This is a genomic window from Bradyrhizobium zhengyangense, from assembly GCF_022012435.1.
In the GTDB taxonomy this organism is placed as follows: Bacteria; Pseudomonadota; Alphaproteobacteria; order Rhizobiales; family Xanthobacteraceae; genus Bradyrhizobium; species Bradyrhizobium zhengyangense.
This window is the reverse complement of sequence record NZ_JAKLUA010000003.1, coordinates 149,533-171,406: the sequence shown is the minus strand read 5'-3', so window position 1 is coordinate 171,406 and position 21,874 is coordinate 149,533. Positions and strand designations below refer to the sequence as shown.

General features: G+C 63.9%; 22 protein-coding genes. 13 read left to right on the top strand and 9 right to left on the bottom strand.

Annotated elements, in window-relative coordinates:
- Positions 1–27 precede the first annotated feature (27 nt).
- A complete protein-coding gene (locus tag L6637_RS12280) occupies positions 28–1,569 on the bottom strand; it encodes a benzoate-CoA ligase family protein (protein ID WP_237870780.1) in 1,542 nt (513 codons plus the stop codon).
- 122 nt (positions 1,570–1,691) lie between these two features.
- Here L6637_RS12280 and L6637_RS12275 point away from each other — a divergent pair, with 122 nt between their 5' ends.
- Together L6637_RS12275 and L6637_RS12270 are read left to right on the top strand one after the other, a co-directional pair.
- Positions 1,692–2,600 carry a helix-turn-helix transcriptional regulator gene (locus L6637_RS12275; RefSeq protein WP_237864187.1) on the top strand — a complete coding sequence of 303 codons (909 nt, stop codon included), beginning with the start codon at positions 1,692–1,694 and terminating at the stop codon, positions 2,598–2,600.
- A 2-nt stretch (positions 2,601–2,602) separates the two neighbouring features.
- Positions 2,603–2,998: a group II truncated hemoglobin gene (locus L6637_RS12270; RefSeq protein WP_237864188.1), complete on the top strand. Its 396-nt coding sequence runs from the start codon at positions 2,603–2,605 to the stop codon at positions 2,996–2,998.
- A 36-nt stretch (positions 2,999–3,034) separates the two neighbouring features.
- Here the strand turns inward: L6637_RS12270 and L6637_RS12265 are convergent, their stop codons facing one another.
- The gene (locus L6637_RS12265) at positions 3,035–3,367 is read right to left on the bottom strand and encodes a PRC-barrel domain-containing protein (RefSeq protein WP_237864189.1); all 333 of its coding nucleotides are present in this window, start codon (positions 3,365–3,367) and stop codon (positions 3,035–3,037) included.
- 69 nt (positions 3,368–3,436) lie between these two features.
- Entirely contained in the window at positions 3,437–4,222 is a 786-nt protein-coding gene (locus L6637_RS12260) for an IclR family transcriptional regulator domain-containing protein (protein WP_237864190.1), read from the bottom strand.
- Positions 4,223–4,336: 114 nt separating this feature from the next.
- On the opposite strand from L6637_RS12260, the gene L6637_RS12255 reads away from it, so the two are divergent.
- From L6637_RS12255 to L6637_RS12245, 3 genes are all read left to right on the top strand, one after another.
- Positions 4,337–5,695, top strand: coding sequence for an aromatic ring-hydroxylating dioxygenase subunit alpha (locus L6637_RS12255; protein ID WP_237864191.1), 1,359 nt, complete (start codon positions 4,337–4,339; stop codon positions 5,693–5,695).
- A gap of 114 nt (positions 5,696–5,809) precedes the next feature.
- Entirely contained in the window at positions 5,810–7,246 is a 1,437-nt protein-coding gene (locus tag L6637_RS12250; protein ID WP_237864192.1) for a glutamine synthetase family protein, read from the top strand.
- A gap of 294 nt (positions 7,247–7,540) precedes the next feature.
- Positions 7,541–7,894, top strand: a complete 354-nt coding sequence (locus L6637_RS12245) for a hypothetical protein (protein WP_237864193.1) — start codon at positions 7,541–7,543, stop codon at positions 7,892–7,894.
- 202 nt (positions 7,895–8,096) lie between these two features.
- Here the strand turns inward: L6637_RS12245 and secA are convergent, their stop codons facing one another.
- Positions 8,097–10,937, bottom strand: coding sequence for a preprotein translocase subunit SecA (gene secA / locus L6637_RS12240; protein ID WP_237864194.1), 2,841 nt, complete (start codon positions 10,935–10,937; stop codon positions 8,097–8,099).
- A gap of 354 nt (positions 10,938–11,291) precedes the next feature.
- Here secA and L6637_RS12235 point away from each other — a divergent pair, with 354 nt between their 5' ends.
- The 3 genes from L6637_RS12235 (at position 11,292) to L6637_RS12225 (ending at position 13,995) form a co-directional block, all read left to right on the top strand.
- Positions 11,292–12,227, top strand: coding sequence for a peptidylprolyl isomerase (locus tag L6637_RS12235; protein WP_237864195.1), 936 nt, complete (start codon positions 11,292–11,294; stop codon positions 12,225–12,227).
- 111 nt (positions 12,228–12,338) lie between these two features.
- Entirely contained in the window at positions 12,339–13,580 is a 1,242-nt protein-coding gene (gene argJ / locus L6637_RS12230; protein WP_237864196.1) for a bifunctional glutamate N-acetyltransferase/amino-acid acetyltransferase ArgJ, read from the top strand.
- A gap of 4 nt (positions 13,581–13,584) precedes the next feature.
- A complete protein-coding gene (locus L6637_RS12225; RefSeq protein ID WP_237864197.1) occupies positions 13,585–13,995 on the top strand; it encodes a (deoxy)nucleoside triphosphate pyrophosphohydrolase in 411 nt (136 codons plus the stop codon).
- Between the two features lie 62 nt (positions 13,996–14,057).
- Here L6637_RS12225 and L6637_RS12220 read toward each other — a convergent pair whose 3' ends face one another.
- Entirely contained in the window at positions 14,058–14,906 is an 849-nt protein-coding gene (locus L6637_RS12220) for a methyltransferase domain-containing protein (RefSeq protein WP_237870778.1), read from the bottom strand.
- Positions 14,907–14,970: 64 nt separating this feature from the next.
- Between L6637_RS12220 and L6637_RS12215 the strand changes: the two genes are divergently transcribed.
- Genes L6637_RS12215 through L6637_RS12200 form a run of 4 tightly spaced genes read left to right on the top strand, consistent with a single transcriptional unit; the run spans position 14,971 to position 17,445 of the window.
- Entirely contained in the window at positions 14,971–15,768 is a 798-nt protein-coding gene (locus L6637_RS12215) for a ComF family protein (protein ID WP_237864199.1), read from the top strand.
- 47 nt (positions 15,769–15,815) lie between these two features.
- Entirely contained in the window at positions 15,816–16,091 is a 276-nt protein-coding gene (grxC, locus tag L6637_RS12210) for a glutaredoxin 3 (protein WP_237864200.1), read from the top strand.
- A complete protein-coding gene (locus L6637_RS12205; RefSeq protein WP_237864201.1) occupies positions 16,088–16,966 on the top strand; it encodes a carbon-nitrogen hydrolase family protein in 879 nt (292 codons plus the stop codon). Before grxC ends, L6637_RS12205 begins: the two co-directional genes overlap by 4 nt.
- Positions 16,963–17,445, top strand: a complete 483-nt coding sequence (locus L6637_RS12200; RefSeq protein ID WP_237864202.1) for a DUF1178 family protein — start codon at positions 16,963–16,965, stop codon at positions 17,443–17,445. Before L6637_RS12205 ends, L6637_RS12200 begins: the two co-directional genes overlap by 4 nt.
- Positions 17,446–17,458: 13 nt before the next feature.
- Here the strand turns inward: L6637_RS12200 and L6637_RS12195 are convergent, their stop codons facing one another.
- The 4 genes from L6637_RS12195 to L6637_RS12180 form a co-directional block, all read right to left on the bottom strand.
- Positions 17,459–18,358 (bottom strand): EamA family transporter, encoded by a 900-nt coding sequence (locus L6637_RS12195; RefSeq protein ID WP_237864203.1) that lies wholly within the window; start codon positions 18,356–18,358, stop codon positions 17,459–17,461.
- Positions 18,359–18,625: 267 nt separating this feature from the next.
- A complete protein-coding gene (locus L6637_RS12190; RefSeq protein WP_237864204.1) occupies positions 18,626–18,907 on the bottom strand; it encodes a GIY-YIG nuclease family protein in 282 nt (93 codons plus the stop codon).
- Positions 18,908–19,018: 111 nt separating this feature from the next.
- Positions 19,019–19,792 carry a bifunctional 2-polyprenyl-6-hydroxyphenol methylase/3-demethylubiquinol 3-O-methyltransferase UbiG gene (gene ubiG, locus L6637_RS12185; RefSeq protein WP_237864205.1) on the bottom strand — a complete coding sequence of 258 codons (774 nt, stop codon included), beginning with the start codon at positions 19,790–19,792 and terminating at the stop codon, positions 19,019–19,021.
- A 14-nt stretch (positions 19,793–19,806) separates the two neighbouring features.
- Complete coding sequence (locus tag L6637_RS12180; RefSeq protein WP_237864370.1) at positions 19,807–20,274, bottom strand: PH domain-containing protein; 468 nt, start codon at positions 20,272–20,274, stop codon at positions 19,807–19,809.
- 151 nt (positions 20,275–20,425) lie between these two features.
- Here L6637_RS12180 and L6637_RS12175 point away from each other — a divergent pair, with 151 nt between their 5' ends.
- Positions 20,426–21,682 (top strand): aspartate kinase, encoded by a 1,257-nt coding sequence (locus L6637_RS12175; RefSeq protein ID WP_237864206.1) that lies wholly within the window; start codon positions 20,426–20,428, stop codon positions 21,680–21,682.
- Positions 21,683–21,874 lie beyond the last annotated feature (192 nt).

The following is a 21,874-nucleotide window of genomic DNA, read 5'->3' as shown; positions in this document are numbered from 1 at the left end:
TCGCGCGCCCCGGAATGACGTAACTGCTCAATTCGTGCCTTCCCGCAGCTTGAACCGCTGGATCTTGCCCGTCGCGGTCTTCGGCAGCGAATCCACCACGTCGATCCAGCGCGGATATTTCCACGGGCCGATCTTCTGCTTGACGTGCTCCTTCAGCATCTCCTGCAAATCCGTCGTCTTTGCGCCCGGGCGCAGCACGACGAACGCTTTCGGCTTCAAAAGGCCTTCCGGATCGGCTTCGGGCACGACGGCGGCTTCCAGCACCGCGGGATGCGTGATCAGCGCGCTCTCGACCTCGAACGGCGAGACCCAGATGCCGGAGACCTTGAACATGTCGTCGGCGCGGCCGCAGAAGGTGTAGCGGCCCTCGGCGTCGCGGACATATTTGTCGCCGGTGCGGGTCCAGGGGCCTTCAAACGTGCGCCGGCTCTTGTGACGCTGATTCCAGTAGCCCTCGCCGGCGGAGGGCGCATCGACCAGGAGCTCGCCGACCTCGCCGTCGGCAACGTCCTGTCCAGACTCGTTGACGAGCCGCACTGCATAGCCCGGCACCGGCTTGCCTGATGAGCCGTATTTGATGTCGCCGGGCGCGTTCGAGAGGAAGATGTGCAACAGCTCAGTCGAGCCGACGCCATCGAGAATGTCGACGCCGAAGCGCGATTTCCAGCTGTTGCCGACGGACTCGGGAAGCGCCTCGCCGGCGGAGGTGCAGATGCGCAGAGCCTTGCTGCCGCGCTCGCTCTTCATCGTCTCGTCGTTGAGCATGGCCGCAAACAAGGTCGGCACACCGTAGAAGATCGACGGGTTGAACCTGTTCATCAGGTCGAACATGCGCGCCGGCGTTGGACGCTCGCTGTTGAGGATCACGCTGGCGCCAACAGACATCGGGAACGTCAGCGCATTGCCGAGGCCATAGGCGAAGAACAGTTTTGCCGCCGACAGGCAAACGTCGCTCTCGCGGATGCCGAGCACCTGCTTGGCGTAGGTGTCTGCGGTCGCCTGCAGGTTCGAATGGATGTGGCGCACGCCCTTTGGCATGCCGGTCGAGCCGGACGAATAGAGCCAGAACGCGGGCTCGTCCGGATGCGTTGCAGCGGTGGCAAACTGATCGCTCTCGCCTGCGATCTCTTCTGCGAGTTGCTTGTGGCCGTTCTGCTTGGCGCCGGAGACCACGACATGCTCGAGATCAGGCATGCGGCCGACGACGTCCTTGATGACGGGATAGAGCGCTTCGGAGACGAACAGCACGCGCGCGCGGCAGTCGGCGAGGATGTAGGCGTATTGATCCGCGGTCAGCAGCGTGTTGAGCGGCACCGGCACGATGCCGGCGCGGATCGCGCCCAGGAACACGATCGGGAAATCGACCGTATCCAACATGATCATCGCGACGCGCTCCTCGCGGCGGACGCCGAGCCGGCGTAGCATGTTGGCAGTGCGACAGGTCTGTTGCTGGAGCTCGCCATAGGTGAGCCGCGAGACGGTGTCGTCGAAGGCGAGCTTGCCTCCCCTGCCTTCCTCGACGTTACGGTCGAGCAGCCAGGTCACCGCGTTGTAGGATCCCTCGCTCACGGTCGTCTCCCCCGAATTTAGAATTATAATTCATAGAAAGACACTGTGACGGCTTGCTGTCAATGGCAGCAGGCACTATGTTTCATTAAAGCGCGCCGCAGGACCTCCTGTAAAGAAGCCCCATGACCGACAGTCCCGACGCCGAATCCCGCTTTCTCGAACAACTCGGCCAGCGCGTGCGCACCATGCGCGCGCTGCGCGGCATGTCGCGAAAAGTGCTCGCCAAGGTATCAGGAATTTCGGAGCGCTACATCGCGCAGCTCGAGAGCGGCAAGGGCAATGTCTCTATCGTGCTCTTGCGACGCGTCTCCGATGCGATGGGCGCCCATCTCGAAGACCTGCTGCCCTCGGCCGATCCGACGCCGGACTGGCAGATGTTTCGCGACCTCCTGCGCAAGGCGACGCCGGCGCAGATTGCGCAAGCAAAAGATCTGCTCACTGGGGGCAGCGCAACTGCGCCGCGACGCGCGCCGTTCTGCGGCATCGCGCTGATTGGCCTGCGCGGGGCCGGCAAATCGACGCTCGGGCGGATGCTGGCGAGGAAAATCGGCTGGAGCTTTGTCGAGCTCAACAAGGAGGTCGAGCAGCAGAACGGCCTCTCGGTCGCCGAGATCATTGCGCTGTACGGCCAGGAAGGCTTTCGCCGCATGGAGCAAGCAGCCTTGCAGCAGCTGCTTGCCCGCAACGAGCTGATGGTGCTGGCGACCGGCGGCGGCATTGTCTCCGAGCCGCTGACCTTCGACCAGATCCTGACGTCGTTCTACACGATCTGGCTGAAGGCCGAGCCGGAAGAGCACATGGCCCGCGTGCGCCGCCAAGGCGATCTGCGCCCGATGGCGGACGACCGCTCCGCGATGGCCGAACTGCGCAACATCCTGCTCAGCCGCGAGCCGCTCTATGCGCGCGCGACGGCGGTGGTGGATACGGCGGGATTGTCGGTCGATGCGGCAGCCGCACGTCTGATCGATGCGGTACGGCCGGTGCTGCAGAACGAAGCGCGCAGCTTTGGGCTGCGCAGCGTGGCGCTGTAGCGATGACTGACAGCGACGTCACCACCTCCATGTTCGAGCGCATCGGTGGCAGTGCCACGATCGACCGGCTGGTCGACCGCTTCTACGACCGCATGGATACGCTGCCGGAGGCGACAATCATCCGCGCGATGCATGCGGACGATCTCGGGCTGATCAGGGACGTGCTGAAGCGCTATCTCACCGAATGGACCGGCGGTCCCAAACTCTATACTCCTGAGAAGGGCCATCCGCGGCTCCGCCAGCGCCACATTGGCTTTGCCATTGGCGACGCCGAGCGCGACGCGTGGCTGCTCTGCATGCGCGGTGCGATGGAGGAGACCGTCACTGACGCCGCTGCGCGGCAGGACCTCGATCGCGCGATATCGGGCCTCGCCGACTGGATGCGCAACCGGACGTGAGGCCGCTCACCGGGCGAAGCCTTACTTCGGACGCGGCTAGATCGACCAGTAGTTCGGATGCTGGTAGGACCGCGAGCGGTCGCCCCAGTCGAACTCCTCGCCATCGAACTCGCAGGGGCCGCTGCTCAATTGCTCCGGCGTCAGCTCGACCTGGAAGGCCTGACGGCCCGGATCGTATTTAAGTGCGCTCCATTGCACCGGGTAATGGTGATGCGTCCCGAGCAGGCCGCCGGTCTTGATCACGGCGTAGGCGACCGTTCCGCTCACCTTGTCGAGCATCAACCGCTCGATCGTGCCGAGCCTGGTGCCGTCGCAGCCGTAGACGGCGACGTGCTGCACGCGATCACTGGGAACCATGGTGTGTTGCATGGCGTGCTCCCTGGTCTTGGATGGGCGCATCATAGCACAGACACCGGACGGTGGGTGGATTGCCGTCAACTAAAGCAATCGCGAGCGCACCGATTCCGCGCCCTCGCGCAGCAGCGGCAGGAAGCGGTCGATCAATTCCTGCGCCGGCACGCGGTCGACATGGGCGCCCATGTTGATGGCCGCAACGATCACACCGTCGTAACGGCGCACGGGCACCGAGATCGAGCGAAAATGCGGCTCGGCCTCGCGGTCGACCAGCGAATAGCCCTGCGCGCGGTCGGCGGCGATGCGCTCGCGCAGCGCCTTGGGATCAGTGACCGTTTGCGGCGTCAGCGCTTCGCGCTTCATCGCCTTGAGGCGCACTAGCAGATCTGCGTCGTCGATCTGGCCCAGCATGGCGCGGCCGACCGAGGTGCAGAACGCCGGCAGGCGGTAGCCGATCTCCAAGCCGCCGGAGAACATCCGCGCTGGGCTGCTGCGAGCAATGAACACGACGTCGTCGCCATCGAGCACTGCGAGCGAGGAGATCTCGTTGGCTGCGGTCGCAACGCGATCGAGCACCGGTTGCAGCACCGCGACCAGCTGATTGGAGCGCAAGTAGGACGCTGCCAGCGTCAGCACATGTGGCGTCAGCGAGAACAGCTTTCCATCGCCGCTGACAAAGCCGCCGCGCTGAAGCGTGAACAGCATGCGCCGCGCGGTGGCGCGCGGCAGCTCGGCAGCCCGGGCGAGATCGCTCAGCGTCATCGGACCGGCATTGGTGCCAAAGCACTGCAAGAGACGCAGGCCGCGATCGAGGGCTTCAACGAAATCCGTCGCGCGCTCGTCGGTGTCGCTCCGTTTCAGCTTGGGCATCGGGTCCGGCTCATCTGCAAAATAGTGCTTGCTGCCGGTTCAAGGCATGTCATAATTCGCCCATTCGTTCAATAGGCGAACAAAACGCCCCTCCCGCAAAAGGACGCGACCGCCATGATGAGCCAGGAGCAGAACGACCTGATCACCCGCACCGGGCCGAAAGACCCTTGCGGCAAGCTGATGCGGAGCTACTGGCAGCCGGCGGCGCTGGTCGATGAGCTCGAAGGCGCGCGGCCGATTCGTCCCGTCAAACTGCTCGGCGAGAACCTGGTGCTGTTTCGCGATGAAACCGGGCGCTACGGCCTGATCGACCGTCACTGCGCGCATCGCGGCGCCGACCTCGCCTTCGGGCGACTCGAGCATGGCGGGCTGCGCTGCGCCTTCCACGGCTGGCTGTTCGACGCATCAGGCCAGTGCATCGAGACGCCGGCCGAGCCGAAGGATTCAAAGCTCTGCCAGAATATCCGCCAACGCTCTTATCCCGTGGTGGAGAAGAGCGGCATCCTCTGGGCCTATCTCGGTGAAGGCGAGCCGCCGGCCTTTCCGGAGATCGATTGCTTCGTCGCGCCCGGCACGCACACCTTTGCTTTCAAAGGTCACATGGCCTGCAACTGGTTGCAGGCGCTCGAGGTCGGCATCGATCCCGCGCACGCCTCCTATCTGCATCGCTTCTTCGAGGACGAGGACACCTCGACGGCCTACGGCAAGCAATTCCGCGGCGCTTCGGCCGGCTCGGACATGCCGATGACGAAAATCCTGCGCGAATACGATCGCCCGATCATCAATGTCGAGCACACCGAATATGGCCTGCGCCTGATCGCCCTGCGTGAGATCGACGAGGAGCGCACGCATGTGCGCGTCACCAACCAGCTGTTCCCGCACGGCTTCGTCATACCTATGAGCACGGAGATGACGATCACGCAGTGGCACGTGCCGGTCGATGACGAGAACTGCTACTGGTACGCGATCTTCACCAGCTATACGAACCCGGTCGACAAACAGAAGATGCGCGACCAGCGGCTCGAGCTCTATGAGCTGCCCGACTACGTCTCGCGCAAGAACCACAGCAACGATTACGGCTTCGACCCGCACGAGCAGCAGACCGCGACCTATACGGGGATGGGCACTGACATCAACGTTCACGACCAGTGGGCGGTGGAATCGATGGGCGCGATCCAGGACCGCACCAAGGAGCATCTCGGCACGAGCGACAAAGCGATCGTGCAATATCGCCGCCTGCTGCGGCAGGAGATCGAAAAGGTTTCAGGCGGCGAGAAGCCGATGCTGTTCCTGGATGAGGCCAATGCGCGCAGCATCCAAGGGCCGGCCACGATGGACGGCATCGGGCCGACCCGCGGGTGGGAGACTTACTGGATGGAAGTCGACGTCAGGCGCCGCCGCGGCGCGCCGTGGACCGCGCCTGTGCCAAAGGACATCGCGGACAATGTGCATCGGCTGACGGCGGCGGAGTGAATTTAGGGCACCGTCGTTCCGGGGCGATGCAATAGCATCGAACCCGGAACCTCGAGATTCCGGGTTCTCGCTTCGCGAGCCCCTGGAATGACAGGGTAGCAAGGAGTAACCAAAGTGACTTTCGTCGCGCGTCATGCGCTGTGGTCGGATGAGCAGAAGGACGCCGCGACGCGCATGCGGCGCATTGTCGAGGACAAGAACCTCGAGGTCATCCGCCTTGCCTTCCCGGACCAGCACGGCATCTTGCGCGGCAAGACCATCATCGCCACTGAGGCGATCGCCTCGCTGGAGAGCGGCTGCTCCATCACGACGACCATGCTCGCCAAGGACACCTCGCACCGCACGGTGTTTCCGGTGTTCACATCAGGCGGCGGTTTCGGCATGAAGGAGATGGAGGGTGCGGCCGACGTGCTGATGGTTGCCGACCCCACCACGTTTCGCATGCTGCCGTGGGCGCCGACGACGGGCTGGGTGTTGTGCGATCTCTATTTTGGGGATGGCCGCCCCGTGCCGTTCGCCACGCGCGGGCTCTACCGCAAGGTCGTCGACGAGCTCGGCAGAAGCGGCCACGATTTCGTCGCGGGACTCGAGGTCGAATTCCACATCTTCAAGCTCGATGATCCACACATGCGTGCGGAAGACGCGGGCCAGCCGGGTACGCCGCCGTCCGTCAGCCTGCTCAGTCATGGCTATCAATACCTCACCGAGCAGCGCTTCGATCAGATGGAGCCCGTGCTGGAGATTTTGCGGCGAGACATCGTCGCCCTCGGGCTGCCGTTGCGCTCTGTCGAGGTCGAGTTCGGACCGAGCCAGTGCGAGTTCACCTTCGCACCGAAGAAGGGCATGGAGCCCGCCGACAACATGGTGCTGTTTCGCTCTGCCGTGAAGCAGATCGCGCGCCGCCATGGCTATCACGCCACCTTCATGTGCCGGCCGAAACTGCCAAACCTGTTCGCCAGCGGCTGGCACCTGCATCAATCGATCGTCTCGCGCGCGAGCGGCGAGAACCTGTTCATGCCCAGGGAGGCCGGTCAGCCGCTCAGCGAGTTCGGCCGTTTCTATCTCGCCGGCCTGCTCGATCACGCCCGGGCGGCCACCGTGTTCACCACGCCGACGATCAACGGCTACAAGCGCTACCGGTCCTATTCGCTGGCGCCTGACCGCGCGATCTGGGGTCGCGACAATCGGGGCGTGATGATCCGCGTGCTCGGCGGCCCGAACAACGACGCCACGCGGCTGGAAAACCGCGTCGGAGAGCCCGCCGCCAATCCCTATCTCTATATGTCAGCGCAGATCCTCGCGGGCCTCGACGGTGTGGACCGCAGGCTCGATCCCGGTCCGTCGGCCGACACGCCCTACGAGACCAAGGCGCCGCTGTTGCCGAAGTCCTTGCGCGATGCGGTCTCGGCGCTGAAGGACGATCCGTTCTTCCGCGAAAAGTTCGGCGCGGAATTCGTCGACTACTACACCCACATCAAAAACGCCGAGATTGACCGCTTCCTGGCCGAAGTGACCGACTGGGAGCATCGCGAATATTTCGAGATGTTTTGAGGGAGAACCGCCTCACGACCCTGTGAGGCGACTTCATCCCGGCTGTTCCGACGACACCACTCGGCGCCCCGACGAAGCCGTTTTCCAGCCCCCGCGAAAATCGCTGGAAAAGTGCGAGGGCTATCCTTGCCCCTCATGATCAACAATGGAGTTCGATCATGTTGAGTCAATTGTTCAGTCTGATCTATCGCCTGTCTTGCCGGACCACCCTGATCGAGATCGGGACGCACCGCCTCGCCCGCTAATAGGCTCGCGAGTCAGGTCAGACGGATTGACCAAATGAAGGGGGTTTCCATGCGCAAGCTAATCCTCATTGCGACACTGTCGCTGTTGGCGAGCCAAGCTTATGCCGGCGGTTCGCGCAGCCTGAGCCTGGCGGCGACCAATGCGAACCAGGCGACTGAGCAGCCGGCAACGACCGCTCCGCCGCAGACCACACAGGCTCCGACGGCGACGCCGCCCGCAAATGTGCAGACGGCGACCACGACACCGGCTCCGCCGCCACCGGCCGCACCAGTGCAAACCGCGACCGCGCCGGCCGCGACGGCTTCGCAGCCGATTGCCGAAACCGCCAAGCCGAAGCACCGCGAGCCATCGACCGAGGCACGTGTGATCCGCGAGCTGCATCGCCACGGGATTTATTGGTAGTTGGTTGCCCCAGCTCTCTCCCCAACGTCGTCCCGGCGAAGGCCGGGACGCACAGCCCTACGGAGAAGTTTGAGGAAGACCAGTCGCCCGGTACCGATACCGACTGCAATCGAGAGATTCCGCCGTATGGGTGCCGGCCTTCGCCGGGACGACAGTGGAGCGTGAGGTGCGAACGTCGCGCCTCAGCGCTCTAACTCAATCGCTACGCGTACCGGCCGTGGCAGTGCTTGAACTTCTTGCCGGAGCCGCAGGGGCAATCCTCGTTGCGGCCGACCTTGCCCCAGCTTGCGGGGTTCTTCGGGTCGCGCAGCGCGGCGTCGGTGGCCTGCGGGGCCAGCGAGACGCTGGCGATGGCCATCTCGTCTTCGCCGGTATCCGGATTGAGCTTGTGCGCTTCCATCTGCGGCAGCGCGGGGGCTTCCTGCTCGGGCGGCACGATCTCCACCCGCATCAGCTGCGCCGTGACTGCCTCACGCAAATGGGCACTCATCTCCTGGAAGAGGTTGAAGGCCTCGGTCTTGTACTCCTGCAGCGGATCGCGCTGGCCGTAGCCGCGCAGGCCGATGACCTGGCGCAGATGGTCGAGCATGATCAGATGCTCGCGCCAGAGATGGTCGAGCGTCTGCAGCAGGATGGTCTTCTCGACGTAACGCATCACGTCGGGACCCCACTGCCCCACCTTGGCCGCCATGTGCTCGTCGGCCTTGGTCTCGATGCGGTTGAGCAACTCCTCGTCGGCGATGCCTTCTTCCTTGGCCCAGTCATCGACGGGCAGGTCGAGATCGAGCACGCGCTTCAATTCTTCCTTCAGGCCGGCGACGTCCCACTGCTCGGCATAGGCGTGCTCGGGCACGTGCTTGGCGACGAGATCTTCGATGAAGGCGTGACGCATGTCGGCGACGGTCTCGGCGACGCTCTCGTCCTTCATCAGGTCGACGCGCTGGTCGAAGATCACCTTGCGCTGGTCGTTCTGGACGTTGTCGAACTTGAGCAGGTTCTTACGGATGTCGAAGTTGCGGGCCTCGACCTTTTGCTGCGCCTTCTCCAGCGCCTTGTTGATCCAGGGATGGATGATCGCCTCGCCCTCTTGCAGGCCGAGACGCTGCAACATGCTGTCGAGGCGGTCCGAGCCGAAGATGCGCATCAGATCGTCTTCCAGCGACAGGAAGAATTTTGAGCGGCCGGGGTCGCCCTGACGGCCGGAACGGCCGCGCAGCTGGTTGTCGATGCGGCGGGATTCGTGACGCTCGGAACCGATGATGTAGAGGCCGCCCGGCTTCTTGACGGTCTTGGCCGGCTTCGAACCCTTGGCCGGTTCGATCTCGACTGTTTCTTCAGCCTTCAGCACGATGTCGCGGAAGTGCTCGATATCGGCCTTGATCTGCTCGATCTTCTTGGCCTTCTCGGCCTCGTCCGCGATATCAGCAGTCTCCTGCTGGATGCGCATTTCGAGCGAGCCGCCGAGCTTGATGTCGGTGCCGCGGCCGGCCATGTTGGTCGCGATCGTGATCGCGCCGGGAACGCCGGCCTCGGCGACGATATAGGCTTCCTGCTCGTGGAAGCGCGCGTTCAGCACCGCGAACAGCTTGGCCGGCTTGTTGGCACGCGCCGCGGCGTACAGCTTCTGCATCGAGTTCTCGTTGCCGAAATCGATCTGCCGGTAGCCGTGCTTCTTGAGATATTCGGCAATCACTTCCGACTTCTCGATCGAAGCCGTGCCGACCAGCACCGGCTGCAACCGCGCATTGGCGCGCTCGATCTCGGCCAGGATCGCGGCGTATTTCTCGTTCTGGGTGCGATAGACCTCGTCGTCCTCATCGAGACGGGCGACCGCCAGATTGGTCGGGATTTCCACGACCTCGAGCTTGTAGATGTCGAACAGCTCGTCGGCTTCGGTGAGCGCCGTGCCGGTCATGCCGGCGAGCTTTTCGTACATGCGGAAGTAGTTCTGGAACGTGATCGAGGCCAGCGTCTGGTTCTCGGGCTGAACCGTAACGTGCTCCTTGGCCTCCAGCGCCTGGTGCAGGCCTTCGGAATAGCGGCGACCCTGCATCATACGGCCGGTGAACTCGTCGATGATCACGACCTCGTCGTCGCGGACGATGTAATCCTTGTCGCGCGTGAACAGCGTGTGGGCGCGCAAGGCCTGGTTGATGTGGTGCACGACCGAGACGTTCTCGACGTCGTAGAGCGACTCGCCCTTGAGCTGGCCGGCATCGCGCAGAAGACCCTCGATCTTCTCCATGCCAGCTTCGGTGAGGGTCACCGTGCGCTGCTTCTCGTCGACCTCGTAATCGGTCTTGTCGAGCCTGGGCAGGAAGCTGTCGATGGTGTTGTAGAAATCGGAACGGTCGTCGAGCGGACCGGAGATGATCAGCGGCGTGCGCGCTTCGTCGATCAGGATGGAGTCGACTTCGTCGACGATGGCATAGAAGTGCGGTCGCTGGACCATGTCCTCGAGCCGGTACTTCATGTTGTCGCGGAGATAGTCGAAGCCGTATTCGTTGTTGGTGCCGTAGGTGATGTCGCAGGCGTAGGCCGCCTTGCGCTCGGCATCGTCGAGGCCATGAACGATGACGCCGGTGGTCAGGCCGAGGAAACCGTAGATCTGGCCCATCCAGCCGGAGTCGCGGCGGGCGAGGTAGTCGTTGACGGTGACGACGTGGACGCCCTTGCCGGCGAGCGCGTTCAGGTACACCGCGAGCGTCGCCACCAGCGTCTTGCCTTCGCCGGTCTTCATCTCGGCGATGTCGCCCTCATGCAGCACGATGCCGCCGATCAGCTGAACGTCGAAATGACGCTGGCCGAGCGTGCGTTTGGCGGCCTCGCGCACGGTGGCGAAGGCGGGCACCAAGAGGTCGTCGAGCGTCTTACCCTCGGCAAGCTGCTTCTTGAACTCGGCGGTGCGAGCCTTGAGCGCCTCGTCGGAGAGTTTCGAGACCTCCGCCTCCAGCGCGTTGATCGCGTTGACGCGGGATTGATATCCCTTCACCCGCCGGTCGTTGGCGGAGCCGAAAAACTTGCGGGCGAGCGCGCCGATCATGCCTAGTTCCTGTGTTCGCGAATTAACCGCGTTGCAGCCAAGAAGTTGTCACCCTCCGGCCTATCAACTCACCGTGACGCCTTATGGCGCCAGAGCCCGGACTGCGGGGGTTCATCCGCCATATGGGTGGGAATTGGGCTAGTCTGGGTTCAACGGCCAAAAACGCAGCAAAATAAACGCCATCGCCATGGTCGCGACCGCGCAGAGATATGGCCCGGTCAGGGCCTTGTCAACGGCGGGCGCATTGCGGCTAATTCATCATTTTGACAGACTTTTCGCGTTGCCAAGCCCCCCTGAATTGGGCGAGTGTCCGCCCCGCTCGAGCAGCCCCCTGCTTCAACAAAAGGATTTTCCATGACCACCTCGTTCCCGGTAACCACCGGCCTGCGTTTCCGCCCTGCGTCCGCCCTGGCTGGCAGCCTCGCCCTGGCGCTGACCCTGGCCTTCGCAGGCCCGCTCCGGGCGGCCGACGATCCGGTCCTGGCCAAGGTCAATGGTGCTGAAATCAAGAAGAGCGACGTCACCATGGCCGAGGAAGAGCTCGGACCGAGCCTTGCCCAGATGGATCCGGCGACCAAGGACGAAAACGTCCTGTCGTTCCTGATCGACATGAAGATCGTGGCCAAGGCCGCCGAGGACAAGAAGGTCGCTGACGGCGACGAGTTCAAGAAGCGCATGGCGTTCGCCCGCAACCGCCTGCTGATGGACAGCCTGCTGGCCCAGGAAGGCAAGGCGGCGACAAACGACGACGCCATGAAGAAGGTCTATGAGGAGGCCTCCAAGCAGATCACCGGCGAGCAGGAAGTGCGCGCCCGCCACATCCTGGTCGAGACCGAGGACGAGGCCAAGGCGGTGAAGGCCGAGCTCGACAAGGGCGCCGATTTCGCCGAACTCGCCAAGAAGAAGTCCAAGGATCCGGGCTCTGCCGACGGCGGCGACCTCGGCTTCTTCACCAAGGAACAGATGGTGCCGGAATTCTCGGCCGTGGCCTTCGCGCTGGAGCCGGGCAAGATCTCCGACCCCGTGAAGTCGCAGTTCGGCTGGCACGTCATCAAGGTCGAGGAAAAGCGCAATCGCAAGGCGCCGGAGTTCGACCAGGTCAAGCCCCAGATCGAGCAGTACGTCACCCGCAAGGCCCAGGCCGACTACGTGGCAAAACTCCGCGCCGAGGCCAAGGTCGAGCGGCTGGACCAGCCGGCGGCGGACGCGTCCAAGGACGCCAAGCCGGCCGATGCGGCCAAGGACGCGAAGCCCTCCGACAGCAAGATGGCCCCTCCGGCCAAGAAGTAAGAATTTGCTGTCACTTCGGTGACGCGAAGAGTATCTAAGCCTTCCTGATGCCCGGCCCCGCAACGAGGGGCCGGGCATCTGCATATCCAGACCTCACCAAGGCCCCCCGCGATGTCCTCCTCCGTCTCTCCCCTTGCCCCCAAGAATGTTCCTGATATGCCCGTGATCGCGGGCGTCCGTCTTGCGACGGCCGAGGCCGGCATCCGCTACAAGAACCGCACCGACGTGCTGCTCGCCATCATGGACAAGGGCACCGCGGTCGCCGGTGTCTTCACCAAGTCGAAGTGCCCGTCTGCGCCGGTTGAATGGTGCCGTACGAAACTGAAGGGCGGCAAGGCGCGCGCGCTGGTCGTCAATTCCGGCAATGCCAATGCCTTCACCGGCAAGACCGGCCGCGCCTCCACCGCGCTGACCGCGAAGATTGCGGCCAAGGCTGTCGGCTGCAGCGAGAGCGAGATTTTCCTGGCCTCGACCGGCGTGATCGGCGAGCCGCTGGACGCGACCAAGTTCGACGGCGTGCTCGGCCGCCTCGCCGAGACCGCCGAGCCAGGTGACTACCTTGCCGCCGCCAAGGCGATCATGACCACCGACACCTTCCCCAAGGTCGCGACCGCGACGGTGAAGCTCGGCAAGGCCAAGGTCACCATCAACGGCATGGCCAAGGGCGCCGGCATGATCGCCCCCGATATGGCGACGATGCTGTCCTTCATCTTCACCGACGCCCCGATCGCACCCGCCGCGCTGCAGGCGCTGCTCAAGGCTGGTGTCGAGGACACCTTCAACGCGGTGACGATCGATGGCGACACCTCGACCTCGGATACGCTGCTCGCGTTCGCGACCGGCGCTGCGGCCGAGCATGGCGCACCCAAGATCAGCCGCGCCAGCGATCCGCGCCTGAAGGCCTTCGTGAAAGCCTTCAATCAGATCCTTGCCAATCTGTCCGAGCAAGTCGCCCGCGACGGCGAAGGCGCCCGCAAGCTGGTCGAGATCACGGTCGAGGGCGCCAAGACCAAGGCCTCCGCCCGCAAGATCGCGATGTCGATCGCCAACTCGCCGCTGGTGAAGACCGCGATCGCCGGCGAGGACGCCAATTGGGGCCGCGTGGTGATGGCGGTCGGCAAGGCCGGCGAGCCGGCCGATCGCGACAAGCTGTCGATCTCCTTCAACGGCATCCGCGTCGCCAAGAGCGGCGCACGCGATCCTGATTACGACGAGACCCAGGTATCGGAAGCAATGAAGGCGCCGGAGATCGCGATCAAGGTCTCGCTTGGCCTCGGCAAGGGCCGCGACCGGGTGCTGACCTGCGACCTCACGAAGGAATATGTCGCGATCAACGGGGATTACCGGTCCTAGGATCATGGCCGAGCTGAAGCTGACACTGGTGGTGGCCTGCGCGCTGGTCGACGCCGACAAGCGTGTTCTGATCGCGCAGCGCCCGGAGGGCAAGACGCTGGCGGGCTTGTGGGAGTTTCCCGGCGGCAAGTGTGAACCCGGCGAACGGCCCGAGCAGAGCCTGATCCGCGAGCTGAACGAGGAGCTCGGCATCACCGTCGCCGAGCCGTGCCTCGCGCCACTGACCTTTGCAAGCCACGGCTACGAGACGTTTCATCTGCTGATGCCGCTCTACATCTGCCGGCGCTGGGAAGGGATTGTCCAAGCTCGCGAAGGCCAGACCCTAGCCTGGGTGCGCGCCAACAAGCTGCGCGACTATCCGATGCCGCCGGCGGATATTCCGCTGATCCCGCATTTGATCGACTTGCTGATGTGACGACGCATCGTCATTCCGGGGCGATGCGGAGCATCGAACCCGGAATGGCAGCGGCGCCGGGATCACGTCTCTCCCGCCTTCTTCACCGCCTCCGCCAAGCTCGCCTTCGCCGAGCCCGGCTTTAGCGGCTGCTGCTGGCTCGCATGTGGCGCCCAGCCGGACAGCCAGATGATGTCGAAGGTCGCACGGATGCGGCCGTCGGCATCGGCAAAACGCTCGGCATAGATTTCGGCCATGCGGAGCAGCGTCGCGCGTCGCGTCGGCGTGCGCCGCCGCTCGATCAGCACATTGGCCGCGCCCATGCGGCGGAGATCCTGCATCAACGTGAACGCGTTGCCATAGCGCACCACGACGCGATCAACGTCGGTAACCGGCAGTGCAAAGCCCGCCCGCTGCAACAACGCACCGATGTCGCGCAGGTCAGCAAAGGGTGCAACGCGCGGAGAGACACCGCCTTCGCATTCGGCTTCCGCCTCTGCAAAAGCCTGCCGCAGCTCGGTCAGGCTATCTCCGCCGATCATCGCGGCGAGCAGCAGCCCGTCCGGCTTCAGCGCACGGCGAACCTGCGCGAACACGCCCGGCAGGTCGTTGACGAATTGCAACGCTAGAGCCGAGACGACGAGATCGAGGCTCTCGGGCACCACGGGCAATTTCTCGGAGCCCGCAGCGTCGAGCGCGATCCCTTGGATCGAAGGTAACCGGCCGCGCAGACCTGCGAGCCCTTCACCAGGCGTCCAGAGATCGGCCGGTGCGTGAAACTCGCGCATCACCGCGGCGAGCCGGTCGGACATGTCCTCGGCAACCCGGTCGAGCAGGAAGCTCTCGACACCCAGCGCCATTGCACGCCGCTGCCGCGTGTGCAGCAGGGAGCGATCGAACAAGGCGGGTGGGGTCTGCGGTGTCTGAGCCATGCCGCTGGTTACGCCGATCACGACGGTTCTGGCAATCCGGCGAATGCGGCGCTAGCCTCCTTTCATGGAAGCTGATGCCACCCCATCCCGTTCCATTGCCGCACCTTTGCGTGCTGCGTGGACGGCTGGCCGCTATGTGCTGACACGGACGGCAAAGCTCGCGCTCGACATCGCGCTGCCGACGCTGTGCGTGTCCTGTCGCGAGCCGGTCGATGGCGAGGGCGTATGCGCGGCGTGCTGGTCGCGGCTGTCGTTCATTGAGCGGCCCTATTGCCCGCGGCTCGGCATTCCCTTCGTCTATGACCCCGGCCCCGACATGCTGTCGATGGAGGCGATCGCGAGCCCGCCGGCTTACATGCGGGCACGCGCGGCGGTTCGCTATGACGACGTCGCGCGCACGCTGGTGCATGCGCTGAAATACCAGGATCGCACCGATCTCGCGCCCGCCATGGGCCGCTGGATGGCGCGCGCGGGCGGCGAGTTGCTCAACGGCGCCGACATGCTGGTGCCGGTGCCCCTGCATTGGCGGCGGGCCTGGCGCCGCCGCTACAACCAATCCGGCGCGCTGGCGCAGATCATCGCACGGCAGAGCGGAGTGAAGGTGAGAGCTGAGGTGCTGCGCCGGGTGCGCGCCACGGAGCAGCAGATCGGCCTGTCGCGGGCTCAGCGCGCCACCAATGTGCAGGGCGCGTTCCAGGTATCCCCCGACCGTCAGGCCGAGGTCCAGGGCCGGCGCATCATCCTGGTCGACGATGTCCTGACATCAGGTGCAACATTGGACGCCTGCGCCCGCGCCCTGCTGCGCGCCAAGGCGGCCCAGGTCGATGTGCTGGTGTTCGCCCGGGTTGTCGAGATCAGGTAAACCCCCATATAATTCAATAAATTCATGACATGAGAGCGTTTGATCCCATGACCGCTGCTGTCGAGATCTATACCAGGCCGGGATGCGGCTATTGTTCCGCCGCCAGGTCGCTTCTGACCCGCAAGAAGGCGACCTTCACGGAATTCGATGTCGCCAAGAACCCGTCCTGGCGCGAGGAAATGTACGACCGCGCCGGCGCGGGCTCGACCTTCCCGCAGATCTGGATCGGCGGAACTCATATCGGCGGTTGCGACGACCTCTACGCGCTCGACCGCGAAGGCAAGCTCGACGGCCTGCTCGAAAACGTCAAGGCGGTCTCATGAGCGAGGACAGGACCTTCACCGCCGCCATGGTGCAGATGCGCACCGGCCTGATGCCGGGGCCGAGCCTCGCTCAGGCGACGAAACTCATCCGGGAAGCGGCGGCCAAGGGCGCGGACTACGTGCAGACGCCCGAAGTCAGCAACATGATGCAGCTCAACCGCAAGGCGCTGTTCGAACACCTGCAGAGCGAGGAGGACGATACCTCGCTGAAGGCGTATCGCGCGCTCGCGGCCGAGTTGAAGATTCACATCCATGTCGGCTCGCTGGCGCTGCGGTTCTCGCCCGAAAAGGCGGTCAACCGTTCGTTTCTGATCGGGCCCGAGGGCAATGTGCTCGCGAGCTACGACAAGATCCACATGTTCGACATCGAGCTGCCGGACGGCGAGAGCTATCGCGAATCCGCCAATTACCAGCCCGGCGAAACCGCCGTGATCTCCGACCTGCCCTGGGGCCGCGTCGGCCTCACGATCTGCTACGACGTGCGCTTCCCCGCGCTCTATCGCGCACTGGCTGAAAGCGGCGCTTATTTCATCACCGTTCCCTCCGCCTTCACCCGCAAGACCGGCGAGGCGCACTGGCACATCCTGCTGCGCGCGCGTGCGATCGAGACCGGCTGCTTCATCTTCGCCGCGGCCCAGGCAGGCACCCATGAGAACAAGCGCGAGACCTATGGCCACTCTCTGATCATCGACCCCTGGGGCGAGATCCTCGCCGAGGGCGATGTCGAGCCCGGCATCATCATGGCCAAGATCGACCCGGCCAAGGTCGAGACTGCGCGCCGCGCGATCCCATCGCTCCAGCACGGCCGCCGCTTCGGCGTCTCCGATCCCAAGGCCGGGCCGGATCATCTGCATCTGGTGCGGGGATCGGCATGATTCGCTACGCGCTGCATTGCGACCGCAACCATGAGTTCGAGAGCTGGTTCCAGAGCTCGTCGGCCTATGATTCGCAGGTAAAGCGCAAGCTGGTGACCTGTCCGATCTGCGGCTCGGCCAAGGTCGACAAGGCGATCATGGCACCGCGTATCGTCGCCAAGAAGGGCCGCGGCCCTGCGACGCCGCCGCCGGAGCCTGTTGCAACCACCGCTCCCGAGGCCGCCCCGTCAGGACCGACCTCGCTGATGATGGCGCAGGAGCGCGAGCTGCGCGCCAAACTGAAAGAGCTGCGCGACCACATCGTGAAGAATGCCGACAATGTCGGCGAGCGCTTTGCGAACGAAGCCCGTGCGATGCATTACGGCGACAAGGAACACCGCCCGATCTATGGCGAGGCCTCGCCTGATGAAGCGAAGTCGCTGATCGATGAGGGCATCGAGGTGTCACCGCTGCCGACCCTGCCGGAAGACCGGAACTGACGCGCAAACCGCGTCAGAAGCCCACCAGCAGCGCCACGCCCACAACGATCAGCACGATGCCAAGAATCTCGCGCGGCGCGATCGGCTGCTTGAACGAGTAATACGCCACGGCCTGCGCGAACAGCACCTCGATCAAAGCGAGCGTGCGGACATTGGCGGCGGCCGTCAGCGCAAACGCCAGGAACCAGAACTGGGAGGCGAAGGCACCCATGAAGCCCGCCAGCAGCGACGGCTTCCATAATCCCAGGATCGACTGAAGCACTTTTGGCGCGCGCCAGAACAGATAGATCGTCAGGATCAGCGTCTGCACGAACAGGCCGAGCACCAGCGTGAACGACGACGCCGTCACGAACGACACGTTCGGTACGGTGATGATGGCACCGCGGAAGCCGACCGCAGACAGCGCGAACGCCGCAGCCGCGACGAGGCCGGTGATGGTCGGCTTCAGCTCCGCAAAACTCTTCTCGCCGCCGGGGCGCAGCGCGGTGATGACGACGCCAACGGTCGCGATCACGATCGCCAGCACCTTCAGCCAGGTCAGGTGATCGCCGAGGAAGACGAAACCGAAGACCGCGGTCTGGATCGCCTCGGTCTTGAGATACGCCGTCGTCACCACGAAGGAGCGGTCGTTCATCGCGAGCAGCATCAGCCCGGTGGCGACGATCTGGCTGAGCGCGCCCAGCAGCAGCCACGGCCAGAACATCGATGGCGGCATGCCGATATGGTCACCGGTTGCGACCAGCACCACGCCGAGAAACAGCAGCGAGAACGGGAAGCCGAACAGGAAGCGGATGTTGGTCGCGCCCCATGTCCCCAGCGGCTTGGTCAGCGACCGCTGCATCGCATTGCGCGCGACCTGGCCGAGCGCAGCGACGACGGTGAAGGGAATCCAGAGGCTGGTGACGGTGAACATGGGGTGGGTGGCTGGGACAGGAGGGTTGTTGCAGCCAACCTGCCGTCAGCTATTCAACGGGTCAACCACACGAACGTCATGGGAGCGATGCTCTCGCAACAAGCACACTGTCGTCCCTGCGAACGCAGGGACCCATAACCCCAGGGAGCAGTTTTGCGGAGGCTGCTAACACGCGCCTCCAACACCGCGCCCTCACCGACAGATTCCGCAGTATGGGTCCCTGCGTGCGCAGGGACGACAGCTTTTGCTTGGTTGCTTAATACCAAATCAAACCAGGAGATCGCTCAGATCGCGCCACTCCAGGTTTTCGCGCTCAATCAGCTCGATCTTCCAGTCGCGCTTCCAGCGCTTCAGCTGCTTTTCGCGAGCAATCGCTTCGTCTGCCCGCTCATAGGCTTCGGTGTAGACGAGCCGATATACCCCGTAGCGTTTGACGAATTTCGAGCCCTTGCCACTTCGGTGCTCTTCCAGCCGCTTCTGGAGCGAGTTGGTGATCCCGATATAGAGCGTTCCGTGATGGCCGCTGGCGAGAATGTAGACGTAGTACATGCTCGAAACGCCCATCTCGGCTAACGACTGGGGCCTGTGGTTATGGGTCCCTGCGTTCGCAGGGACGACACAGTTCGGGTTGTGAGAGCTCGCATCTCTCTCATGCCACCCTCACACCATCCCTTCCGCCACCACCATGTAGTTCACGTCCATGTCGGACGAGAGCGTCCATTTGTCGGCGAAGGGGGAGTAGACGACGCCGGTCTGCTCGGTGATGACGAGGCGGTTGTCGAGGAGATACTTGGTCAGCTCGTCCGGGGTGACGAACTTGTTCCACTCGTGGGTGCCGCGCGGCAGCCAGCGCAACACGTATTCGGCGCCGACGATGGCGAGCGCAAAGCTCTTCCAATTGCGGTTGAGGGTGGAGACCACCATCAGCCCGTTCGGCTTCAGCATCGAGGCGCAGCGCTTGAGGAATACGCCGACGTCGACAACGTGCTCGACCACTTCCATCGCCAGCACGATGTCAAAGCGCTCGCGCGGGTCGATCTCCTCCACAGTGGTGCAGCGGTAGTCGATCGACAGATGGCTCTTGTCGGCATGCAGCTTCGCGGCGGCAATGTTGCTCTGCGATGGATCGACGCCAATCACCTGCGCGCCGAGCCGCGACAGCGGCTCGCACAAGAGGCCGGCGCCGCAGCCGATGTCGAGTACGCGCAGGCCGCCGAGACAGTTGAGGCTGCGCACATTGCGCTCGAACTTGCGGCAGGCGGCGTCGCGGATGTAGCCGAGCCGCAGCGGATTGATCCGGTGCAGCGGCGCCATCTTGCCCTTGGGGTCCCACCACTCGGCCGAGAGTTTTGAGAATTTCGCGATCTCGGCGGCGTCGACGGTCGAGCCCGGCGGTACGGTGGCAGTTGCGGAACTATCTTGCTGCATGCTCATGGTTACGCGCGGTCCTACCGCGTGGTGATCGAACTACGGAAGGCCAGCGGAGAGGCGATGGTCTTGATCGTCTCGCGTCCTTCGCCGACGCCATTGATGGTCACGTCGCCGTAGTTGAGAATACGCCCAAGGATGGTCTGGTTGACGTCGACACTCTCCACCTTGTCCAGCGCCATTTCAAAGGTGCGGCGCTTGATGAAGCCGATCTTGTGCACAACCCTGAGATTGGTGACGTCGGTTTCAGTGGTGAGGCGATGGAACCAGCCCTTCACCGTCCAGTACAGGGCGGCCAAGGCCACCAGGCCGGAGCCGAACAGGCAGAGGATCATGATGCTGTAGACGTCGCTCTGGCGGGAGACCGCGAACAGGATGATTGCCACGATCCAGGCCAGAATGGCCGGGACATAGAAGATCCAGTGCGCATTGGTCGAATACAGCACCCGCTCGCCGGGCTGCAGGATTTCGTCAATATAGCGCGCCATAACCTCTGATAACCCATTGCCAGGATTGGCCGTGCAGGAACCCGCTTGCCCCCGGCCCCGCCCCTCTGTATACGCGCGGTCGGTATCCCCCTGGGCATCCGTCCGGCGCGGGTCACCATACTGATCCTCAAGAGGGAATGCACGCGTCGTCATGAGCCGTCTCGTGATGAAATTCGGCGGCACGTCCGTCGCCAATATCGAACGTATCCGCAACGTCGCACGCCATGTGAAGCGTGAGGTCGATGCCGGCCATGAAGTGGCTGTGGTCGTCTCGGCGATGTCGGGCAAGACCAACGAGCTGGTGGCCTGGTGCACCGAGGCCTCGCCGATGCACGACGCGCGCGAATACGACGCAGTCGTCGCCTCCGGCGAACAGGTCACCTCGGGCCTGCTGGCCATCGTTCTCCAGGGTATGGGCATCCAGGCCCGCTCCTGGCAGGGCTGGCAGATCCCGATCAAAACCAGCGACGCGCATGCCTCGGCCCGGATCGAGGACATCGACGGCAGCGAGATCATCTCCCGTTTCAAGGATCGCAAGGAGGTCGCTGTCATCGCCGGCTTCCAGGGTATCGATCCCAGGACCAACCGCATCACCACACTGGGCCGAGGCGGCTCCGATACCTCGGCCGTGGCCGTCGCCGCCGCCGTCAAGGCCGACCGCTGCGACATCTACACCGATGTCGACGGCGTCTACACCACCGACCCGCGAATCGTGCCGAAGGCCAAGCGGCTCGACAAGATCGCATTCGAAGACATGCTGGAATTGGCCTCCCAGGGCGCCAAGGTGCTCCAGGTGCGCTCGGTGGAACTCGGCATGGTCCACAACATGCCGATCTTCGTCCGCTCGAGCTTCGACAAGCCCGAGGATATCGACCCGCATGCCAACCAGCCGCCCGGCACCCTGATCTGCGGCGAGGAGGAGATCATGGAAAACCACGTCGTCACCGGTATCGCCTTTTCGAAGGACGAGGCGCAGATCTCGGTGCGCCAGATCGAGGACAAGCCTGGCGTTGCCGCATCGATCTTCGGCCCGCTCGCGGATGCCAATATCAACGTCGACATGATCGTTCAGAACGTGTCCGAAGACGGCAAGACCACCGACCTGACCTTCACGGTGCCGGCCGCCGACCACGTCAGGGCAAAGGACACGATTACCGCCGCCAAGGCCAAGATCGGGTATGCACGGCTGGATACCGCAACCGACGTCGCCAAGATCTCGGTGATCGGCAGCGGCATGCGCAGCCATGCCGGCGTCGCGGCCCAGGCGTTTTCGGCCCTCGCAGGACGGAATATCAACATCCGGGCCATTACAACCTCCGAGATCAAATTCTCGGTTTTGATCGACACCGCCTATACCGAGCTTGCGGTGCGCACGCTGCATACGCTTTACGGCCTCGATCAGGCCTGAGGCGCTACCCGTCTTTCCGGAAAACCGCTTCGCACTTTTCCGGACCATGCCAAGGCTAATTTTCTCTTAGCGGTCGCAGCAAACGCGAAGGTGTACACACCTTCGCGTTTGGCAGGCGTTTTGCTTGGCAAAACAAGCCTCAATTCGCTATACGGCGGACAGGGTGGGCTGCCGCAGACTGTGTCCCAGTTC

Bases quoted from the DNA above. Each gene is read 5' to 3' on its own strand.
- grxC (WP_237864200.1), top strand. From the start codon at position 15,816: ATGACCGCTGCTGTCGAGATCTATACCAGGCCGGGATGCGGCTATTGT.
- L6637_RS12200 (WP_237864202.1), top strand. From the start codon at position 16,963: ATGATTCGCTACGCGCTGCATTGCGACCGCAACCATGAGTTCGAGAGC.
- L6637_RS12180 (WP_237864370.1), bottom strand. From the start codon at position 20,274: ATGGCGCGCTATATTGACGAAATCCTGCAGCCCGGCGAGCGGGTGCTG.
- L6637_RS12270 (WP_237864188.1), top strand. From the start codon at position 2,603: ATGACTGACAGCGACGTCACCACCTCCATGTTCGAGCGCATCGGTGGC.
- secA (WP_237864194.1), bottom strand. From the start codon at position 10,937: ATGATCGGCGCGCTCGCCCGCAAGTTTTTCGGCTCCGCCAACGACCGG.
- L6637_RS12190 (WP_237864204.1), bottom strand. From the start codon at position 18,907: ATGTACTACGTCTACATTCTCGCCAGCGGCCATCACGGAACGCTCTAT.
- L6637_RS12260 (WP_237864190.1), bottom strand. From the start codon at position 4,222: ATGCCCAAGCTGAAACGGAGCGACACCGACGAGCGCGCGACGGATTTC.
- L6637_RS12195 (WP_237864203.1), bottom strand. From the start codon at position 18,358: ATGTTCACCGTCACCAGCCTCTGGATTCCCTTCACCGTCGTCGCTGCG.
- L6637_RS12235 (WP_237864195.1), top strand. From the start codon at position 11,292: ATGACCACCTCGTTCCCGGTAACCACCGGCCTGCGTTTCCGCCCTGCG.
- ubiG (WP_237864205.1), bottom strand. From the start codon at position 19,792: ATGAGCATGCAGCAAGATAGTTCCGCAACTGCCACCGTACCGCCGGGC.
- L6637_RS12225 (WP_237864197.1), top strand. From the start codon at position 13,585: ATGGCCGAGCTGAAGCTGACACTGGTGGTGGCCTGCGCGCTGGTCGAC.
- L6637_RS12275 (WP_237864187.1), top strand. From the start codon at position 1,692: ATGACCGACAGTCCCGACGCCGAATCCCGCTTTCTCGAACAACTCGGC.
- L6637_RS12255 (WP_237864191.1), top strand. From the start codon at position 4,337: ATGATGAGCCAGGAGCAGAACGACCTGATCACCCGCACCGGGCCGAAA.
- argJ (WP_237864196.1), top strand. From the start codon at position 12,339: ATGTCCTCCTCCGTCTCTCCCCTTGCCCCCAAGAATGTTCCTGATATG.
- L6637_RS12245 (WP_237864193.1), top strand. From the start codon at position 7,541: ATGCGCAAGCTAATCCTCATTGCGACACTGTCGCTGTTGGCGAGCCAA.
- L6637_RS12175 (WP_237864206.1), top strand. From the start codon at position 20,426: ATGAGCCGTCTCGTGATGAAATTCGGCGGCACGTCCGTCGCCAATATC.
- L6637_RS12265 (WP_237864189.1), bottom strand. From the start codon at position 3,367: ATGCAACACACCATGGTTCCCAGTGATCGCGTGCAGCACGTCGCCGTC.
- L6637_RS12215 (WP_237864199.1), top strand. From the start codon at position 14,971: ATGGAAGCTGATGCCACCCCATCCCGTTCCATTGCCGCACCTTTGCGT.
- L6637_RS12220 (WP_237870778.1), bottom strand. From the start codon at position 14,906: ATGGCTCAGACACCGCAGACCCCACCCGCCTTGTTCGATCGCTCCCTG.
- L6637_RS12205 (WP_237864201.1), top strand. From the start codon at position 16,088: ATGAGCGAGGACAGGACCTTCACCGCCGCCATGGTGCAGATGCGCACC.